This is a genomic window from Pseudomonas sp. TE3728, assembly GCF_056279145.1.
In genome coordinates, this window is sequence record NZ_JBWBQT010000001.1 from 3,210,464 (window position 1) to 3,228,853 (window position 18,390).

At 54.0% G+C, this 18,390-nt stretch carries 18 protein-coding genes; 8 read left to right on the top strand and 10 right to left on the bottom strand.

Going from position 1 to position 18,390, the window contains the following annotated elements; genetic code table 11:
- Window positions 1-110 precede the first annotated feature (110 nt).
- Both ACZ89R_RS13825 and yedA read right to left on the bottom strand, forming a co-directional pair.
- Entirely contained in the window at window positions 111-1,445 is a 1,335-nt protein-coding gene (locus ACZ89R_RS13825; RefSeq protein WP_429545501.1) for an RNA helicase RhlE1, read from the bottom strand.
- Between the two features lie 78 nt (window positions 1,446-1,523).
- The gene (yedA, locus tag ACZ89R_RS13830; protein ID WP_429545500.1) at window positions 1,524-2,450 is read right to left on the bottom strand and encodes a drug/metabolite exporter YedA; all 927 of its coding nucleotides are present in this window, start codon (window positions 2,448-2,450) and stop codon (window positions 1,524-1,526) included.
- Window positions 2,451-2,613: 163 nt separating this feature from the next.
- On the opposite strand from yedA, the gene ACZ89R_RS13835 reads away from it, so the two are divergent.
- Window positions 2,614-3,075, top strand: a complete 462-nt coding sequence (locus ACZ89R_RS13835; protein WP_429545499.1) for an Lrp/AsnC family transcriptional regulator — start codon at window positions 2,614-2,616, stop codon at window positions 3,073-3,075.
- Between the two features lie 90 nt (window positions 3,076-3,165).
- Here ACZ89R_RS13835 and ACZ89R_RS13840 read toward each other — a convergent pair whose 3' ends face one another.
- The 3 genes from ACZ89R_RS13840 to ACZ89R_RS13850 form a co-directional block, all read right to left on the bottom strand.
- Window positions 3,166-3,777 carry a 3'-5' exonuclease gene (locus ACZ89R_RS13840; RefSeq protein WP_429545498.1) on the bottom strand — a complete coding sequence of 204 codons (612 nt, stop codon included), beginning with the start codon at window positions 3,775-3,777 and terminating at the stop codon, window positions 3,166-3,168.
- 22 nt (window positions 3,778-3,799) lie between these two features.
- Window positions 3,800-4,279, bottom strand: coding sequence for a LabA-like NYN domain-containing protein (locus ACZ89R_RS13845; protein ID WP_030129509.1), 480 nt, complete (start codon window positions 4,277-4,279; stop codon window positions 3,800-3,802).
- A gap of 142 nt (window positions 4,280-4,421) precedes the next feature.
- Window positions 4,422-5,189: a DUF2076 domain-containing protein gene (locus ACZ89R_RS13850; protein ID WP_429545497.1), complete on the bottom strand. Its 768-nt coding sequence runs from the start codon at window positions 5,187-5,189 to the stop codon at window positions 4,422-4,424.
- Window positions 5,190-5,367: 178 nt separating this feature from the next.
- Between ACZ89R_RS13850 and ACZ89R_RS13855 the strand changes: the two genes are divergently transcribed.
- From ACZ89R_RS13855 to ACZ89R_RS13870, 4 genes are all read left to right on the top strand, one after another.
- Complete coding sequence (locus ACZ89R_RS13855; RefSeq protein ID WP_429545496.1) at window positions 5,368-6,042, top strand: YciC family protein; 675 nt, start codon at window positions 5,368-5,370, stop codon at window positions 6,040-6,042.
- Window positions 6,043-6,130: 88 nt separating this feature from the next.
- Window positions 6,131-7,213: an endonuclease/exonuclease/phosphatase family protein gene (locus ACZ89R_RS13860; protein ID WP_429545495.1), complete on the top strand. Its 1,083-nt coding sequence runs from the start codon at window positions 6,131-6,133 to the stop codon at window positions 7,211-7,213.
- A gap of 704 nt (window positions 7,214-7,917) precedes the next feature.
- Window positions 7,918-8,712 (top strand): Hachiman antiphage defense system protein HamA, encoded by a 795-nt coding sequence (locus ACZ89R_RS13865; RefSeq protein WP_429545494.1) that lies wholly within the window; start codon window positions 7,918-7,920, stop codon window positions 8,710-8,712.
- Window positions 8,713-11,193, top strand: coding sequence for a DEAD/DEAH box helicase (locus ACZ89R_RS13870; RefSeq protein WP_429545493.1), 2,481 nt, complete (start codon window positions 8,713-8,715; stop codon window positions 11,191-11,193). It begins immediately after the preceding gene.
- Window positions 11,194-11,317: 124 nt separating this feature from the next.
- Here ACZ89R_RS13870 and ACZ89R_RS13875 read toward each other — a convergent pair whose 3' ends face one another.
- The 4 genes from ACZ89R_RS13875 to ACZ89R_RS13890 form a co-directional block, all read right to left on the bottom strand.
- On the bottom strand, window positions 11,318-13,477 hold the full coding sequence (locus tag ACZ89R_RS13875; protein WP_429545492.1) for an SEC-C metal-binding domain-containing protein: 2,160 nt from the start codon (window positions 13,475-13,477) through the stop codon (window positions 11,318-11,320).
- A gap of 114 nt (window positions 13,478-13,591) precedes the next feature.
- Window positions 13,592-13,888: a hypothetical protein gene (locus ACZ89R_RS13880; protein ID WP_429545491.1), complete on the bottom strand. Its 297-nt coding sequence runs from the start codon at window positions 13,886-13,888 to the stop codon at window positions 13,592-13,594.
- 308 nt (window positions 13,889-14,196) lie between these two features.
- Window positions 14,197-14,451 (bottom strand): hypothetical protein, encoded by a 255-nt coding sequence (locus ACZ89R_RS13885; RefSeq protein ID WP_429545490.1) that lies wholly within the window; start codon window positions 14,449-14,451, stop codon window positions 14,197-14,199.
- Between the two features lie 1,103 nt (window positions 14,452-15,554).
- Entirely contained in the window at window positions 15,555-16,016 is a 462-nt protein-coding gene (locus ACZ89R_RS13890; RefSeq protein ID WP_429545489.1) for a helix-turn-helix domain-containing protein, read from the bottom strand.
- A gap of 201 nt (window positions 16,017-16,217) precedes the next feature.
- On the opposite strand from ACZ89R_RS13890, the gene ACZ89R_RS13895 reads away from it, so the two are divergent.
- A complete protein-coding gene (locus ACZ89R_RS13895; protein WP_429545488.1) occupies window positions 16,218-16,613 on the top strand; it encodes a DUF6957 family protein in 396 nt (131 codons plus the stop codon).
- A gap of 170 nt (window positions 16,614-16,783) precedes the next feature.
- Window positions 16,784-17,344: a hypothetical protein gene (locus ACZ89R_RS13900; protein ID WP_429545487.1), complete on the top strand. Its 561-nt coding sequence runs from the start codon at window positions 16,784-16,786 to the stop codon at window positions 17,342-17,344.
- Here ACZ89R_RS13900 and ACZ89R_RS13905 read toward each other — a convergent pair.
- The gene (locus ACZ89R_RS13905; protein WP_429545486.1) at window positions 17,315-17,779 is read right to left on the bottom strand and encodes a hypothetical protein; all 465 of its coding nucleotides are present in this window, start codon (window positions 17,777-17,779) and stop codon (window positions 17,315-17,317) included. The two genes, ACZ89R_RS13900 and ACZ89R_RS13905, sit on opposite strands and share 30 nt — an antisense overlap.
- A 164-nt stretch (window positions 17,780-17,943) precedes the next feature.
- Between ACZ89R_RS13905 and ACZ89R_RS13910 the strand changes: the two genes are divergently transcribed.
- Window positions 17,944-18,351 (top strand): hypothetical protein, encoded by a 408-nt coding sequence (locus ACZ89R_RS13910; protein WP_429545485.1) that lies wholly within the window; start codon window positions 17,944-17,946, stop codon window positions 18,349-18,351.
- Window positions 18,352-18,390: the final 39 nt, after the last annotated feature.

An 18,390-nucleotide genomic window follows, 5' to 3' on the forward strand; every position in this document is an offset into this window, starting at 1 on the left:
TCCATCGCGAGCAGGCTCGCTCCCACATTGACCGTATTCCTATGAAAGAACTCGGTCACCTGTGGGAGCGAGCCTGCTCGCGATGGCGGCCTAACAGGCGCCGCCGCTGATCAAGGCTTACGCTTACGCGGCCCGGTATTAAACACCGGCACTTTACGCACAGGCTTGATCGAAGGCTCCGGCGCCGAAGCGTCACCGCTCTCGACCCACTTACCCAAATTGCGCTTGCCGCCACTGGAGGTTTTTGGCTTCTTCGGTTTTTTCGGCTTCTTGACCACCTGACCGCTGGCATCGGTATCCGGCACGCGGTGCTCAGGCTCGAAATCCTGCTCCATCTGACGAGTCAACGTCTGACGGGTCAACGTCTCGATGGCCGACAGCAAATTCACCTCATCGGCACACACCAGCGAAATAGCCTGCCCGGTTGCGCCCGCACGGCCGGTGCGACCGATGCGGTGGATGTAGTCCTCGGCCACGATCGGCAGGTCGAAATTGACCACCAATGGCAAATCTTCGATATCCAGGCCACGGGCGGCAACGTCGGTGGCTACAAGGATCTGCACTTCACTGGCCTTGAAACGATCCAGTGCCCGCTGACGGGTCGCCTGAGGTTTGTCGCCGTGGATGCCGTCGGCATTGATGCCCAGGCCCTGGAGCTTTTCCACCAACGCGTCTACGCCGTTACGGGTCTTGGCGAACACCAGCACCTGCTTCCACTTGCCCTTGCGCATCAAGTGAATGAACAGCTCCGGCTTACGCTTCTTGTCCACCGTCACCACCCATTGCTTGACGGTGTTGGCGGCGACGTTGCGCGGGCTGACTTCTATGCTCAGCGGGTCGTTGAGCATTTGCCCGGCCAGCGTGCGGATGGCGTCGGAGAAGGTCGCGGAGAACAACAGCGTCTGACGTTTCTTCGGCAGGGCTTTATAGATATTCCCCAGCTCTTCGGAAAAGCCCAGATCGAGCATGCGATCGGCTTCGTCCAGCACCAGGGTTTGCAACTGGTTGAACTTGAGCGCGTTCTGGCGGAACAGGTCGAGCAAGCGGCCCGGAGTCGCCACCAACAGGTCGACACCCTTGCGCAGCTTCATCATTTGCGGGTTGATGCTGACGCCGCCGTACACCGCGTACGTGCTCAACGGCAGGTTCTCGGCGTACTGGCGCACGGCTTCGTGAACCTGTTCGGCCAGCTCGCGGGTTGGCACCAGGATCAGTGCGCGCACCGAGTTGGCACTGACTTTCGGCCCTTCCATGGCCAGCAATTGCAGCAGCGGCAAGGCGAAACCGGCGGTCTTGCCAGTGCCGGTCTGGGCGGCTGCCATCAGGTCACGACCGGCCAGCACCGCCGGAATCGCTTGTGTCTGCACCGGCGTAGGGGTCTGGTAGCCGAGCGTCTCGAGAGCGCGCAGCAAGGGTTCGATCAGGCCAAGGGTGGCGAAAGTCATGGGAGTACCGTAGGAAAATTCAGCGCGGGTTTTTCAAAACAAGTGTGCAAAACAAGATGCAATGGCGCGCAGTTTACCCTAATTCGCACGGGATTCTGTCGGCACCACTACGCTAGGCCGATCCGCACCTCGGCGCCACTGCGGCAACCCGATCAACACCACGGCGCTGATGATCACTGTCATGGCCAGCGCTTCTTCAATACCAATGGTCTCGCCAACAAATACGATGCCCAGCAACACCGCCACCGCCGGGTTGACGTAGGCATAACTGGTGGCCGCCGCCGGACGCACGTGTTTCAGCAGGTACATGTAGGCGTTGAAGGCGATGATCGAACCGAAGAACGTCAGATAGGCCAATGCGGCCCAACCTTCGATCGGCGGCATAGCCTCCAGATGCTCACCGCTCACCGCGCTGCCGATCAACAACACCACGCCGCCCACCAGCATTTCCACGGCACTGGCCATCGCGCCCTGCGGCAACGGCAAGTGTTTGCTCCACACCGAACCGAACGCCCAGGACGCTGCCGCGAATATCAGCAACGCCGCACCCAACGGGCTCGATTGCAGATTGGAACCAAGGTTGAGCATGGCGATACCGATCAGCCCGAGCACAATCCCGGCCCATTCGAGACGGGTATTACGCGCGCCCCAGAAATATCCACAGAGCAAAGTGAACAGTGGCACCGTCGCCACTGCCAACGCGGCAACGCCGGAGGCGACACCGGTGTGTTCAGCCACGCTCACTGCACCGTTACCGAACGTCAGCAGCAAAATCCCGATGATCCCCGCCGCTTTCCACTGTGCCCACGTCGGTGCCGGAGTCCCGCGCCAGCGCAGGAACGCGTACATCAATGTCCCGGCGATCACGAAGCGGATACCCGCCAGCAACAACGGCGGCCAGTACTGCACGCCGATGCGAATCACCAGGTAGGTCGATCCCCAAATCACGTACAGCGCGAAAAAAGCAGCGATCAACGGTAAGGAAAAACGGCGTAGGCCAGGCATGGGCAGCTCGAGAACAAGACAAAGAGAGCCGCTATTCTAGAAAGGCCAGCGGCGGAAAATAAGTTACAAAACCTGTTTATAGCGCCGGTACACTTTTCAAAACACGGAGTTCAGCGCTATAAACCGTGCTTTCGAAAGTCAGTCTTTTTTCAGGAATGCCATGATGGACAAATACGACCGCATGCTCCTCAGCGCCCTGTTGGAAAACGGTCGTGCGTCCTACGCCGAACTGGCGCGCAAGGTGAACCTGTCCGCTCCGGCGGTGGCCGAGCGCGTGGCCAAACTTGAGGCCTGCGGGGTGATCACCGGCTACCAGGCGAAAGTCGACATGGCCAAACTCGGCCTGCCGATCCAGTGCGTCATCGAACTGCGCCTCAACCAGCACGGCAACCAGAAAACCTACGACGAACTGATCAAAATCCCACAGCTCACCGAATGCCACCGCGTCACCGGCGACCCGTGCGTGATCATGCAAGCGGCGGTGGGCTCGATGCCGGAGCTGGAAGAGTTGATCAACCGGATCGCCACGTTCGGGTTCAGCAAGACCTCAATCGTGCTGTCCAGCGCCATCGAGAAGCGCGTGCCGTTGGGGCAGTTGGAAGGGAACGGGAAAAATGGTGGGTGAAGCCAAAAGATCGCAGCCTTCGGCAGTTCCTACAGATAATCGCATTCCCATGTAGGAGCTGCCGAAGGCTGCGATCTTTTGATCTTGCTCTTAAAACCCGCGATACCGCTTCAGATGCTCATTGATCTTCGCCGCCGGCACTTTCTGCAAGCTGCACAGCAGATCATGGGACAACTCCCGCAACCCATGCTTGCGCCGCAACTCTTCAGCCAAGTGCGCCGTCAGGTTGGCCGCCATTTCCGCATCGGCCATGGCCCGGTGAGCCTTTCCGGTATTGGGCAGGCTGGCGAAAGTGGTGAGGGTGCCGAGTTTGTGGTCCGGCGCGGCGGGCATCAGGCGGCGGGCGAGTAACAGCGAGCAGGCAAAGTTCTGCAAGCGTGTGCGTTTGATTCGCCCGAGTTCGTAGTCCCAGAACTTCTGGTCGAACGCAGCGTTGTGCGCCAGCAGCGGTGTGATGCCGACGAACTCATTGACCTCGTTCATCACCTGCTCGGCCGAGGGCGCGGTGCGCAGCATGGCGTTGCTGATGCCGGTGAGTTGCTCAATGAAAGCCGGCACCCGCACGCCAGCGTTCATCAGGCTTTGGTAACGCTCGACAATGCGTCCCTGTTCAAGAATCACCACGGCAATTTCCGTGGCCCGGCAGCTGCTGCTCGGGGAGAGCCCGGTGGTTTCAAAGTCGATGACTGCTATGCGTTCCAAACCTGTTTCAACTCCGTAAAAATCAATTCTTGAGCAGCAACGCGCCTTCGATCGGCACGTAACGGCTGGCAGCGCGGATCAGCGAGTTGGCGGTGAGACCGGGTACGCCATAGGCCACCGCTTGGACGCCGTGCTTGCTGATGATGCGTTCCAGCAGCATGTCGAAATCACCATCACCGGAGGCCAACACCACTTCGTCGACATGGTCGGCGGCGTCCATGATGTCGAGGGTGATGCCCACGTCCCAGTCACCTTTGGCCGAACCGTCGCTGCGCTGGATGTAGGGTTTGAGCTTCACGATGAAGCCGAGATTGCGCAGGATCTGCTGAAACTGCTGCTGCTTGCTGTCGCCACGATCGATCGCATAGGCATAGGCCTCGACAATCTGCCCTTCTTTACTGACGTCAGCCCACAGCGCGGCGTAGTTGAAGTGGCAACCATAGGCCTGACGCACGGTGTAATAGAGGTTTTGGACATCGGCGAACACTGCGATTTTTTTCACCGTACATCCTCATTAGCGTGCCGAAGCGCGGGCAGGATCAGGCACCAGGCCCGAAAAGTTGCCCAGTATGCCAGCCCGAAGGATTGTTCCGCGAATAATCGGCCATGTGGTGAGGGAGCAAGACTCCCTCGCCACAGATGTGTCAGACGAAGGAATCGTCGTCGCCACCGAAGAACGATGAGCTGTCATCGTTATAATCAGCGTCGGCGAATCCGCCTTCGTCGCTGGAGTTGTCAGCCACGCGCTGATCATTGCCGCTGTCGCTCTGATCGTTGACCTGAGCCGGTTCTTCCTTGATGACTTCAACCACTTCCGGCTGCTGATGCTGCTGGAACAGACTGCTGATGCCCTGCGCCAGCATCACGCCACCGGCCACGCCCGCTGCGGTTTTCAATGCACCACCGAGGAAACTGCTGCCGGCGGCCTGTTGTGGTGCGTAGTTTTGCTGGGGCGGCGCTCCGAAGTTCTGCTGAGTAGCCGGCGCACCGAAGTTTTGTTGTGGCGGTTGCGAGTTGAACGACGGCCGCCCCGGTTCACGCCAGCCGCCAGTCGACGGGGCTGCGCTGTGAGTCGGAGCAGGCTGCGAATCACGGGAAGCGCCACCGAAGATGCTCGACAAAAAGCCACCGCTGCTCGGCGCCGGTGCCGTCGTCTGAGCCTTGGCCGATTGCAGTTCAGCCTGCAATTGCTGGATTTGTTGACTGAGTTGCTTGTTCTGTTCGTCGAGGCTCTTGATGGCAGCCTCTTGCACCAGAATCGCCTGGGTCATGAAATAGCCCGCTGCTGGCTGGCGAGTCAGGTGTTCCTTGATCCGCGCTTCGGCCTGGGCGTCGCGCGGGGCTGAATCCGTTTCGGCCTGTTGCAGCCGGGAAAACAGTCCATCGATCAGGGTTTGTTCTTCGCTGTTCATGGCGACCTCATAGATTGCCGGGAATATCATCGCCCTCATCCACGGTGGACAAGGTGCTCACCAGTAATGGGGCTGATACAGGATGTTTCAATGACCTTTACCGAACGTTTACGTTTGCGCCCCAAAGGGGTTCATCGGTTAAAGTGAGGCACCTGCTTTCGACCTGCGATACCGACTGATGAATCCGTTCGATGTACTGCGTGACTCTCTGTATTTCTTCAAGCGCAATTTGCGCCAGATCGTGCAGCTGTGCCTGCCGCTGGTGATTGTCGAGGCGCTGCTGCAACAAGTGGTCGACCACTCCACGGAGCCGGACAGTTTCCCCGGCATCAGTGTGATTGTCGGCCTGCTGGTGTATCCGCTATACACCGCCGCGCTGATCCTGTTTCTCGATGCCCGCAGCCGTGGCGAAACGCCGCGCACCCGCGACTTGCTGGCGACTTCCGCGACCCTGTGGCCGCGTTTCGCCCTGCTGACCGCCCTCAATACCCTGCTGATTCTGATCGGCCTGTCGCTGTATTTCCTGCCGGGGATCTGGTTGATGGTGACACTGGCGTTCGGCGAGTACCTGCTGGTGCTGCGCGGCCTGGCACCGCTGGCGGCGATGAAAGAAAGCCTGCGCCTGACCCGCGGAAATTTCCTGCGCATTCTGGTGTGCATTCTATGCGTGATGGCCCCGCTGTGGGTGCTCAAGGGTGCGACGCTGGCGGTTTACCCTGACCCGCAGAACCCGGTGATCTCGCTACTGATCGACAGCGCGCACAGCTTTCTGCAGCTGTTCACCAGCGTGGTGGTGTTCCGCTTGTTCATGCTGATTAGCGATGCGCCCGAGAAGGCTGACGGGGCACTTTGAAGAACGATGTGTCTCGGCTAATTGATGGGCATGCCGTTTGCGCTCGGTTATGCTCGGGGCCATCTTTTGTAACGCTATAAGCCGAGCCATGACCCGTCTACTGCGCTACACCCTGCTGTGCGTGCTGATTGCCATTGGCCTGATTGCATTGATGATCTACAGCCTCACCTGGCGCCCCGAAGCCAAAGAAGCGCTGCCGGTCAGTTGCAACGCCCAGGCGCCGATGCTGGTGCCCGGCCAGGCGCTGAAGGTGATGACCTGGAACGTCCAGTACCTGGCAGGCAAGCGCTATGTGTTCTGGAATGATCTGGCCAACGGCACCGATGAAAAACCCACAGCGGAAGACATGGCCTTCAGCCTCGACGAAGTGGCGCGGGTGATTCGCGACGAGAAACCGGACATCGTGCTGTTGCAGGAACTCGATGACGGCGCCAAGGCCAGTGACTACCAGCACCAGTTCAAATTGCTTCAGGATCGAGTCACTGACCTGTATCCCTGCAGCGCTCAAGCCTTCGACTGGAAAGCCGACTTCGTGCCTGAACCGCGCATCTTTGGCAGCGTTGGCCGGCAACTGGCAACCCTGAGCCGCTACCGGATCGAACACGCCGAACGCCTGCAATTACCGGTCGCTCCGGCCAATTTCATCAGCCGTCAGTTCAAGCCGAAAAACGCCTTGCTGGTCACTCACCTGCCATTGAGCAACGGCGGCCAAATGGCCGTGTTCAACACCCACCTGGACCGTGCCACCACTGCGCTCGACGAAACCTTACAGCGCCAGGTGACGGCCATAGCCAAGGTCCTCGATAAATACGAAAGCCGCGGCACGCCGTGGCTGATCGGTGGTGACTTCAACCTGTTGCCGTTGGGCCAGTATCGACGCCTGCCCACCGAGCAACGCACGCCCTACTCCGCCGACAGCGCGCTGCATGTGTTGTGGGACAAATACCCGATGATCCCCACCAACAACGAAGCCAGCGGTATCGACCGAGCGCAATGGTTGACGCATTACCCGAATGATCCAGGCTTGAACGGCCCGGACCGGACCGTCGATTTCCTGTTTTACAGCCCGCACCTCAAACGGGTCGAGGCGCGGGTGAGGCAGGACGATACGTTGCGCATCTCCGATCACTTGCCGGTGATTGCGCGGTTTCTGTTGCCGGCAGCGCCTTAGATTTGTGGCGTTAGTGAAAAAGATCGCAGCCTTCGGCAGCTCCTACATTGGAATGCGATCCCTTGTAGGAGCTGCCGAAGGCTGCGATCTTTTGATCTTCAGCTTTTACGAGGCTTGATCCGTGCCGTCGCCTCGGCCACCAGTGGATCATCCGGCCAGTAATGACCCGCACCACATGAGCGCTCTGAAGATTGACACCACCTATCCCCTGGAAAACCAGGGGCTTCCCCAATCTGGTCGCGACACTGATTGACTGTCAATTCGCTAACCAGCGATTGACTAAAACCACCTGGCAGATCCAGCACCATTGACACCCCGTAAACGCCCTACCCCCCCTGCCCCACGCTAACTATTGACTCCCCCCTCATGGGCACGCACAGCCGACACAACCGTAAAGCTTGTCAGACCAGCACCGCGCTTCCTGAGATTGTGCAGGTGGCATGCGTAGTCGCTAGGCATCGCCTATGCTCCAAAGTAGCCCCGCCGCCACAGACTTTAGTCTCTACTTTCAACAGGAGCATCTCGCTATACTTCGTGGAATGGCACAGTGCCTTTATGGCTTCTTCAGTCCTCGGACGGGCTCATCTACCTAGTAGAGGAGACCAATTAAACACAGCCAAAAAGTGTCTGCCAGCCCCCCAGGCTGCTGCGTTGGAAGCAGCGGGAGGACTTCAGAGGCTGCGGCCCCTTTGGATATTCGTGTTATGGATGGCGTGAACTTCAAGCAAACCGGTCAGTACGCAATGTGCTGCATTGAGACCTTCTCCGATGATCTGAAGGAGACCCTCAGGGCAAACCTAACCAGGATATGCCATGGCGCCGACCAGGCCAGCCGGGGCATGGTGGTATTCAAATACGCAGCCACACTTAAGTCATTCTGGGATCGCTACTCCACAAAGGATCAGAATACCCGCACGGGCATGCTGGGGGAGCTGCTAGCACATGTCGTAATCCTCGAGATGTTTGACGATTTTGATGTGGTTTCGCCTTTCTTCAATATGGAAGAAAAACACATCAGAAAAGGGTTTGACCTCATCCTTTATCAACCATCGTCCAACGAGGTTTGGATTACGGAAGTGAAGTCAGGGGCAGCCGGGAAGAAAACTTCGTGTGCAGCCAGTAAGGCCATGCTCGCAAAAGCACGAGATGACCTTAAAGGTCGACTGGCAGAGTCAGAAATGAATCATTGGCTTAACGCCATGAACGCCGCGCAAAAATCCATTAATGACAAGAAAAGCTATAAAGAATCCGTGCTCGCTATCTTGGGCATGGAAGGTGACAAAGCCTACGGAAACTCTGCAGTACCTTCAGACAATAACGTAGTCTTAGTATCTGCTTTGTTTAACGATGTCTCGCATAAAATTATGGAGACGAGCATTGCGGACTTCACCACTACGCTGACAGCAACGCCTATTTTTAAAACTGTTTTGGTACTATCACTTCACAAGGGAACACTCCAGAAGCTGGAAGACTTTCTCCGGGCAGAGGCAGGATGCTAAATGCAAGAGCTCACTATTAAGGAATTAGCAAGAACCCGTTTCAAAGACATCTACATGGAGCTTCTTCGTGGAAGCCAGATGTCGGATGGGGATACTGTAAAGCTTCTTGCGATTGCAGTCCTGCTGCTTAACCACAAGGCGCCTGAGATAAAGCGCCTAGGCTATAGAATTACTTTATTTTATGGAAATCTAACTGGGCGATACGAGCCGCTTTATGACGTGTCTATCAACAGTGGCCTGCTACCGGTTTCTGCTGTGCTCGGAAAGTCTTTTGAACAAGACGAAAGACTGAATCGCTCTTTCATTCAAAACATTGTGAGCAGTTATGTAGACACATTCCGTGACCAGGGCATGGTGCTCACGGAGCAACAGGATACACTGAGAACCTTCGTGCAGGACGAATACGAAAATTCGTCGGTTGTCATCGCTCCGACCTCTTACGGAAAGTCCGAGCTTATTATCAAGTCCGTCAAAGACAACCCCTTCAAACGCATACTTATCTTAGTACCTTCAAAAGCGCTGTTAGCTCAGACCAAGAAGCGATTAATTTATGCGGACATTCCTAAGCTGGGCAAGGTTGTAACGCACCCTGAGATGTACTCGCCCGAACGAAACAATCGGATCTTCGTTCTTACGCAAGAGCGCCTGAATCGACTACTTAACGAATATAGCACCTTGAAATTCGACATGGTTTTTGTCGACGAGGCTCACAATCTACTTCAGGGCGATAGTCGCAATGAACTCCTGGCTACAATGCTATGTATCTTGGGTGCACGAAACTCGCACACCTCCTTCAAATTCCTCACCCCATTCCTTTGCAATGAACTCAACGTTCGAGTTCGCTACCTAGACATGACACCAAAGGGCTTTCGGGTAGATGAATACATCAAATCTGAGCGTTTTTATGTTAGAGATTTCAGGACTGGGAAAAACGACGGCAAGCTCAAATTATACGATCACTTTCTCAACCAATGGCTGGAAATCGACAAGACACACAAGAACTGCTTTGACTTAATTAAACGCGAATCGCTAGCTAAAAATATTATTTATGGGAATACAAAGAAGCGCATTGAGCAGTTTGCGGTTGAGTTCGCCGAGACGCTGCCTGAAATTGAATGTCCATTAGTTCAAACAGCTTGCGATGAGCTTGAAGATGCATTCGACAAACGGTATCGCCTGATCTCCTGTTTACGTAAGGGCGTAATGTACCACCACGGCTCGATCCCAGACACTATTCGGCTTTATCTAGAGAACCTGTTCCACCAGTCCAAGGCCATGAAGTATCTGGTGTGCAACTCCACTCTGCTTGAAGGCGTCAATCTACCCATTGAGCGCCTGTTTATTTTTGACTACTCAAAAGGCCGGGGAAATCTGACCTCATCACAATTCAAGAACCTGATTGGCCGTGTTAATAGATTTAGTGAGGTATTCGCACCCGAAGCGGGCACCACACTCAAAAAGCTAGAGTCGAGCATCTACCTTTTGGGTGTCGATGGCTTCACAAATAAGAAATCTAATCTCCAGACTTTTTATGAAAAAGCCGTGAACGTCTCGAAAGTCGACGAAGACAGCGTAAGCAATGTTCTCCTTCAAGAGACAACCATCTTGGATGGCCCGATGACAGACCGTCATCGTGACGCTGTAGCACGGCTTGAAAACCTCCAGCCTGGAGTAGTCACCGGCCAAGAATGCAAGTATGTCAAAACTGAGGTTGGCCGACTACTGATAGCCAACAGCGTTAGCGAGATTGATGTCTTCGCCGCCGAGGAGGAAATTGACAACTCCATCAGCATATCGGTTGAGGAGAATGGTTTGATCGATAGCGCCGACCGCCTGCTGCTGGAGATCAAGACTTGCTTCGTCGACAAGTTTGATGACAAGAGGAAGTACAGTGACCTAAAGCGACTCCAGAATAAGGCTACTATAGATTTCTACGCCATGTTTCTGGATTGGAAGCTGAAAAAATACAGTCTCAGGCAAATATTGAGATACACACTCAAATACTGGCGCGAGCTTCCTGAGAAAAAAGGTACTGACTACGTGTATGTTGCGAACTGGGGTGACACTAAGTTTGGGAACAGCCAGTTTCCTTATTGGGTCAGAATTTCAACCAAGGATGATGTAGAAAAAGTCAATCTCGCTATCGTTCGCCTGAAAGAAGAAGATGATTTTTTTGACAACAAGATTTTTAAATTTGTTGAGGTACTGAATGGAGTTGGGGCTATCGATTCAGGCTTTTACAAGCGCATGAAATATGGCACGACCGACGACTCGAAGATCAAGCTGATCCGTGAGGGATACAGTCGCGGACTTTCCGAGCTGTTGCTTGATCGATATCCCCGGTACGTTCGCCTCGATAACAATGGAGAGATCCAAGTCAGCTCCAAGGTCATCGGGCTCATGAAGGATAATGAAGAGAGTGACCTGCTCATCTTCGAAGCCCAGATGAATCTAAAAGCTGTACCCGAGCCGGTGGTTTAACGCTGACGGGTATCGCTGAAATCGGTCAAGTCCCTCTTCGTTTATGACCAAGAGGGTTTGATGGCATTTCCTTCCTAAATGTGGCCACCTGAAAAGGCCCTCGATGAGCCGTCTAGGAAGACTATTACAGGCAGCACTTTTTATACTTGGAGCCGCTTCCACAGGGGCAAGGGTCGTTGCGTCCATATTTCTTCGGAGCAAGTGCTCTCTCCACAGTTTTCATCGCCATACTCAGTGACGAGGACGTCTTCATTTCCCTGGTCAAATCATCCATCTCTGACGATTGCTCCCACGGAAACTCAAGCGTGATCCCGAACTGAATTTCACCCTGGAGTCCTACCGAAACTCCAAACCAGTTCGCCGTTCGTTGAACGTATTTCCGCTTCGCGCAATGCAGCTCCAGGGTTCTGATGGCCGCCTCGCTAGGCGTCGGGTTGCAATGGAAACAGATGCCTGTTCCCGGCTCAGTCATCCCAAGTACGAAGTCATGTCGTCTGCCATCCATTTTTGCCATCTTGATCAACCCTTCGATGGCTTGGTGAACCGAATTACACGACTCCTCTCCCATGGACAGGAGAGTGAAACCCAACTCTAGTACCGCTGGGTCAGGACGACGCTCGATCTGCTCCAACAGTCGTTCGTAGTACGTCCCCTTCATTTTGGTCAAGATTCCTGGAGGGACTCGCTGACCTGGGAGCCCTTCTCGCCGCACTGTCATAGCGGAGTCCAGATCAGCTGCGATGGAGTCTTCCAACATCACCATGTCGTATTCGTCTTCGAGCCAAAGATTGCATCGCAGATGATAGGCAAGAGCAGTGAGCTCATGGCCCATCATGAGCTTATGTGTAGACTCCAAGCGCATACGGATGTAGCTCAGAAAACGCAACGGCGTGTCCAGCATCTCAGCTAAGACATCCAGCAGGAAAACGTCCATCACAAAGGGTGGGCGAACAATCTCATCGGCAGAATATTTGAGGTACTGGCTGGCTTGAAACGCCAATGCGGGGTAGTGGTCAGATACCACGCAGAATGGATAGATCTCCTTAACCTTCTCCGGAAGCACGACAGCTTGGCCACGATCATCTTCTAGGCGGCATTTGCCAGAAAGGATAGCCGTCGCACATTCAGCCCCTTGGTCGTAGGCTTTCTGAATCGCAGCGGCGAAATCAGCCTTGATCTGCCCATCGTTACCTTTGCGGGCAGCGAGCGTTAGCTTTTTGGCTTTTGCCTGAACGATGATGATCCGGTCACCAAAGATGACCAGCACGTCCGCCTCGGCGACAATCCGCTTGCCCTCGTAAAGATTGACGTTGGTATGGACATTTGCCTTTCCGAAAACCGCTGCCAGGCGGCGCTGGGAGAATTGTTCGGTGAATGCGCCTCGATTGTCGGACGCCTGCTGCCTGTAATCCGTATCCTGGTGCATCCAGAAGAAAGGTGACTCGTACAGCGCTTCGTAGATCGCGTAGTGAGAGAACAGCAGCACTGAATCCCGCCCTGTCGGCAGCAGTGGGGTTGCAGCCACCTGATTAAAGTCTCCGACTTCATTAAATTGGCCATTGTCGCCACTGAACGTTAGCGCTTTGAAAACTGCTTCAACGACAGCAAGCTCCTTACCAGAACGCTGAGCTATCTCTTGTGCGGTGAATTCGAAGAACTCCAGCACCGAGGCTGCAGGTAGCTCCCCTATCTTGGTTTCGCCACTCAATCGCGTTCCGTTGGTCGCTCTCGCGTCCATCAACGAACACATTGCACTCGCCACTCGCAGTGCCTGTGCACTGCTAAACCCCATGGCCCGAACCAACCATCCATCATCAGGGGCATGCTTCTCAGCAAAAAAATCTCGATACTGGAAGCTGTACGCTGATTCGGTGCCATAGAAAATCGGCTCCTTCATCATGGAGCCTTTCCAGAAATCACTCATGGCCGTGCCCTGCTGAGCCTGGGGCATAAGCTCGCCGATCATCAGACCGGTCATAGTGTCGTGAAGCTCGCTCATCAACTCATCAGTACGTGAGGCATAGCTTCTAAACGTGGCTTCATCAACTTCAGTTAGATCTAGAGGGTGACGCAACATCAGCCCCAAGAGCGTAGTTATTTCATTCCGGTTGAGTCTTTTACGGTCGAAGAGATGCTCAAGGTCAGAGGGCTTATGCTCACCTTGGAACGACACTAGGTTGTCGCGATAACAGATCCCAGCCATGGCATGAACATAGCCAGGCTGTGCCGTCAGAGTTGCCAGATCCTCAAAGACTTCAGCTTCGCTTCTGTGCGTGGCATGCATTGATTGATACCCCGGGGCTCATGATTTACGGATGGCATTGGAGGGAATATTTCTGCCAGTTAATTTTCCAACGCCCCTATCTCCGAGGAAGCCGTCGGCGAAAACAGCAAGCCGTTAAGTCGTCCCTGCGCCCCAGGCCCAATCACCGCCAACCACAATGAAGATCTCAGACCTCAAAAGTCGCGCACGGAAAGCAGCTTGTACCGAGTTACGGACATCGTTTCGTACAGCAGCCGCGCTGGTGCCGTTAAAGAACCCCATCGTCGAAGTGGTAGGAATTACCACATGCTGCCCTTCATCTGCCTTGACCACCTTCGCCAGGCCGATCCGCTGAAGATCTGCGTAGGCGTTCTCGTAGTCCTTCGAAGAAGCGTTCTTCAAATCAAACGTGCAATAAACCAAATAGCTCATAGTGCAAACTCCTGGAAAACTCACACTCGATAAAGGTGGGGGCCAGCCCATGAAGCAGCCGGCTCACCCAAGAGTCAGAAACCTGAGTTCTAGCCCCTACTTACTGGGTGTGGCACACCGAGGAGCATGTCCGGCAACCGTTCGACTGCGGGTACGTGTTACGAGCCTGGCGCACAGCAGTTACACAGGTGGTGTGATGCCCAAGATCAAGGCGGTTGTGGAGTGCCGGCAAAAAGATGCACGTACTGGTATGCACCTCATGGTCACCGTTGCTCTGTGCATTGCGGTTGACGTAATACTGAGCCATGTTACTCACCCCGCTCTTTGTTCGATTGGGCGAGTACCGAGGCCGCGAGGGTCTTGGTGGTGGCGTTGTACTTGTTGCTGTCTAGGACGAGGCTGGCCTTGGTCTCCATATCGGCACCGGTTTGCTTATCGGTCGAGGCTTGAGCCATAGCCGACCCTGCCAATTCTTTTTGAATGGCCGAGGAGCTGTCGTTGCGGAGGATTTTGGAGGCCAGGCTGGCCACGGAAGTCGAAGTTTGTTTAGTATTTTTCGGCACGATTAGGTGCTCCTATACCTAGATAAAGATTGCGTAGGCAGGAGCAACCCTTGAGCGGAAAACCGAGCCGGATGGTTGACATCCCAAGTCGGATTTTTCTCTAATGCGCGCCCCACCAATGTACGCATTGGCTCAGGGTAGGCGGGTATGTATGCTCGGCGACCAAACTTCGCACGCATGCCCGCTGTCTTTACTGAATCCGCAGCTCACTCTCCAAGAAAACACAACATGTAGTGTTATCGGCGAGATCACCTACAAGATAATGTGGTCACTTTGACATTGCAAGATGACAAAGCTGTGGATAACTTGTGCGCAAACTGTGGGTTGGATCCATTTTTCCCCTGTATGGATGGCCAGGCCTTCTAAATCGCGGGTTGCGACATTGCAGGCCTGAAACAATTTGAAACACTCTCCCTTCGCATGACTTCATTTCCTCTCTGAAACAACCACTTTCAGCATTTGAAACCGACGATTCTATGGCGTCATTTCTTTTCTCGATCAGGTTTCGCGCTGCCGGTTTCAGACCACTTTTCTGCGAGCCGGCATAGCAGTAAGAACGCCTAGGTTGGCTGGAGGCACGCCGCCTGTACCAAGGGAAAACTTTCGTGGCCGAGGAATCGGCATGGCGACTAGGTGGCGCTCAACCCTGAGCAGCTCGAGGCAATGTCAGCCGGCCTTCCTCGGCCATAGGCAGTGGGTCTTCATCCCTTTTAGGGGAATCGGCAGCCCGGCGCCGGGAATGCAGCGTCGTTCGCCCTTAAACGTCGCTCGGCATAAGGTGCCGGAATCGGCGCATCAAGCCTTTAAATTAGGGTTAATGTGCCGTTTGGGGAGCATTACGCCTGCCGAATCATCGCGGCGTGATCTGGGCACTGGGAGAGTTTCAACAGCGCTCCCACCGGGCGCCAGAAAATTAAATCGGATTCCTTGCTCGAAGGTGGATGGTGGATCGACAGAAACTTGCTCAGCAGCCCCAAATCACCCAATTAGATGAGGCAATCCATGATCAAGAAAACCCTATCTTTTGCCTGGACGGCAGGCAATGACTCCTACTACCTGCAGCAGGCTCGCCAAAGCTTCCCTGAGCGCGACTAAACATCTCATCACTCGCTTCTCTTTAGGTAGCCATGGACAGTTGACGTCGAGAGGTTTAGCTCTTTCGCTATTGCGGCGAATGAGGCGCCAGCCGCCCTCATCTTTCGGGCAGAAGCGATGTTACGGGCAGCATCTACTTTGCGATCACGACCGGTGGCCGGTCTCTTCGTTGTGAGCATTTCATCAAAAGCATTGCCTTCCTTAAGGCTCGCGAGCTGATCGTTGAGTCTTTGCATTACTACTTCGATAGGCTCTTTTTCGAGTAGCGAAGATGCTAGAAGCAACAGAAGTCCAACCTCAACCCCAAGCATTAGCGCTATGCGGTTTAGGACTTCGACGGTCACTTTGACACGCCCACCTTCGATTCTGCCCAGGTAGGAGCGATCCACGGTGTTCAAATCTTCTTGGGAAAGACCCCTGCTTCTGCGCACGGCTCGCACAACCGCAGCGAGAGCTTCGTCCAATGACATCCGAGTTCCTCGCTCAAAGCGAGGATGGAGCCATATTGCATCGTTCTAAAACACGGACTATAGTCCTTATCCGAACGAACTAGGGCTCGCTTACTTCATGTGGCCAAGGTGAAGCGGTTGAGTTCACATGCCTCTGCGCGTAGCGAGGCTCCCGCTGAGCTGCTGAATTTTCAATAAATTGTTATTGGCTTGGAGTCTGGATTGGACGCCACAAAGATTTACGGGGAAGTTTTCGAGGGCGTGATCACGACGAGGCGGAGCTCCAGCGACGCCCAAGACGCTCTAATAGGGGCTGTTCATGAACATTTTCCATCCAAGCCTTACTGCCTCACCGAGGACTGGATAATTTTTCACGTCGACGTTTCCGTCGACGACTTGGCCAAGATCCATGCAGCGGGCCATCTCCCACTATTCATATTTGCCCACAAAGTCGTCCATGACAGTCGAGGCCGCTTCCAACCCGGCGACTGGGTACGAAGCAGCATGGCCATCTCGTTTGATGGCGTGATGTTTGAAACCAAGAACACCGTGTACGTGCTCATGGGGGACGGCCAAGAGAGAGTGGCAAGCTTAAAAACAATCTTCTCTTTTTTCTAATCGAGGCAATGAGCTGAGAAACCACTACGCATATTAGTATCCGCAGCAATCACAGCATTGATATTGGTAAGGCTCGCAGTCACGCGAGCTTAATGGCGCCTCTTTGTCTAAATTTTAAGATTTTTGTCGGTCTAGAGCTAGGACGGCTATCATGAAACTAGGAGTTTTTTGTGTTCAGATTTGATTGTGTAAAAGTAACGGGCAAGGTCGATTATATAAAGGTTAACTCGGATCACGGAGATAGCTATAAAGCCATCATCAGTATTGATGGCCAGGTACTTCCAAATCTTACACTCTCGAAAAGGATGTATGAGGAGATGGATGCCAGAGAGACCGTAACGTTATACGGTCTGTTCAAAAACTCTGCAAACAAGGAAAAAAATTCCGGCATTGTTTACGGTATGCAGAAAGAAAACGGCGCAAAGTCGTTCGCGAGTCATATCCGGCTGACAGTTCCGCTTCTAATGGTTTTTTATGCGGTTTTGGCTTTTTGTGTGGTATTTCCGGTTGGCTGGTTAGTTTCTATTGTACCCATGATGAACTTCATTGGTGGGCAGCATCCGATGATAATGGAGTATACAAGTGTTGTCGCCTTGGTAGAGGCAGCTCTGGCCGCGCTGTTTTTTTTGTGGGCTGGCTGGAATATGTTGAAAAAGACATCCGATCCAGAGTCTTGGAAAACTGTTGGCGCGGCGGAACTCTCAGATCGTTTTAGCAAGTTCCATAAGTAAGACTTTTGTACTGCCTTCATGCTTAGGCATTGCTACGAAGAGAATTTTAATCCGAGGCACGATATGTTCAGAACTCACAATACTGATATGGCTGGCCTGCCTGGGATGTTCGGGGAAGGACTTACCCACTGGCATGAAGTGTCTCGGAGTTTGGCGACGCACTGGTATCACGTCAGCATTAAGCAGCGTCACGAGGATCGATTTATCTCCCAGGTGGAGATGCTTAATGACGAGACCAAATTGTTCGAACTCCTCTCGGCGCAAGGCCCTGACCTCGTCATAGATGAGCTCCAGGTCGTCACTCCGCCCTGGATCAATAAAAACGGCAGCTGGCGGATGGAAAGGCTCACGTCTGTTTCCGTTGGCTATGACAAAAACGAGATCCCAGTGTCCCGACTGGAGGTTGAGAGCGGCGCCGTGTACGTCGATGTTCACGATCCAACCTTCGATGCCAGCACTCTGACAAACCTTCAGAAGATTTACTGAAAAAACGCAAGGTTCCCCAAAGATGTAACACGATTTTCCAACTGTAACATTGTCAATGTTACGTTTCATAAATCGAGTTACACCCCAATGAATATGCACTTGGAAGCGGATAAATGCTGAATACGATAAACGTAGAGCTGCATGGTAAACGCCTTACAGATTTTCATCTGAAGCGCATTGTCCTGGCAGATGCTCAATCGTTCGAGGAGCCAATCACAGCTTATCTAAGCGATGTATTTATCTCCTCATTTTCAGCCATTGGCGTTGTCTTTGGCCACAAGCGGCGCGACGAGCTTGGGTGGTTCGCGGACGGCCATTTTGTGCGGACGTCTGAGATTTGCTTTGCAAAAAAAGAGGGAAAATTTTGGGTGCTCACGACGCTGAATTCTCGTTACGTCGTCGCGACCTTTAAGCGAGGAATTGGCAGGACGAGTCTCAAGGTATTTCTGCGAGCTAGGTGCGGATTCCACGGCCATCCGGCCACCTATTCCATGAACATCCGGCCACTGATTCCACGGTGATCCGGCCACCCATTCCACGCTCATCCGGCCACCCTTAAG

What these genes read in the sequence shown, in the direction of transcription:
- ACZ89R_RS13825 (WP_429545501.1), bottom strand. Translation starts at nt 1,445, where the DNA reads ATGACTTTCGCCACCCTTGGCCTGATCGAACCCTTGCTGCGCGCTCTC.
- ACZ89R_RS13860 (WP_429545495.1), top strand. Translation starts at nt 6,131, where the DNA reads ATGACCCGTCTACTGCGCTACACCCTGCTGTGCGTGCTGATTGCCATT.
- ACZ89R_RS13855 (WP_429545496.1), top strand. Translation starts at nt 5,368, where the DNA reads ATGAATCCGTTCGATGTACTGCGTGACTCTCTGTATTTCTTCAAGCGC.
- ACZ89R_RS13865 (WP_429545494.1), top strand. Translation starts at nt 7,918, where the DNA reads ATGGATGGCGTGAACTTCAAGCAAACCGGTCAGTACGCAATGTGCTGC.
- yedA (WP_429545500.1), bottom strand. Translation starts at nt 2,450, where the DNA reads ATGCCTGGCCTACGCCGTTTTTCCTTACCGTTGATCGCTGCTTTTTTC.
- ACZ89R_RS13890 (WP_429545489.1), bottom strand. Translation starts at nt 16,016, where the DNA reads ATGTCATTGGACGAAGCTCTCGCTGCGGTTGTGCGAGCCGTGCGCAGA.
- ACZ89R_RS13875 (WP_429545492.1), bottom strand. Translation starts at nt 13,477, where the DNA reads ATGCATGCCACGCACAGAAGCGAAGCTGAAGTCTTTGAGGATCTGGCA.
- ACZ89R_RS13850 (WP_429545497.1), bottom strand. Translation starts at nt 5,189, where the DNA reads ATGAACAGCGAAGAACAAACCCTGATCGATGGACTGTTTTCCCGGCTG.
- ACZ89R_RS13870 (WP_429545493.1), top strand. Translation starts at nt 8,713, where the DNA reads ATGCAAGAGCTCACTATTAAGGAATTAGCAAGAACCCGTTTCAAAGAC.
- ACZ89R_RS13880 (WP_429545491.1), bottom strand. Translation starts at nt 13,888, where the DNA reads ATGAGCTATTTGGTTTATTGCACGTTTGATTTGAAGAACGCTTCTTCG.
- ACZ89R_RS13910 (WP_429545485.1), top strand. Translation starts at nt 17,944, where the DNA reads ATGCTGAATACGATAAACGTAGAGCTGCATGGTAAACGCCTTACAGAT.
- ACZ89R_RS13835 (WP_429545499.1), top strand. Translation starts at nt 2,614, where the DNA reads ATGGACAAATACGACCGCATGCTCCTCAGCGCCCTGTTGGAAAACGGT.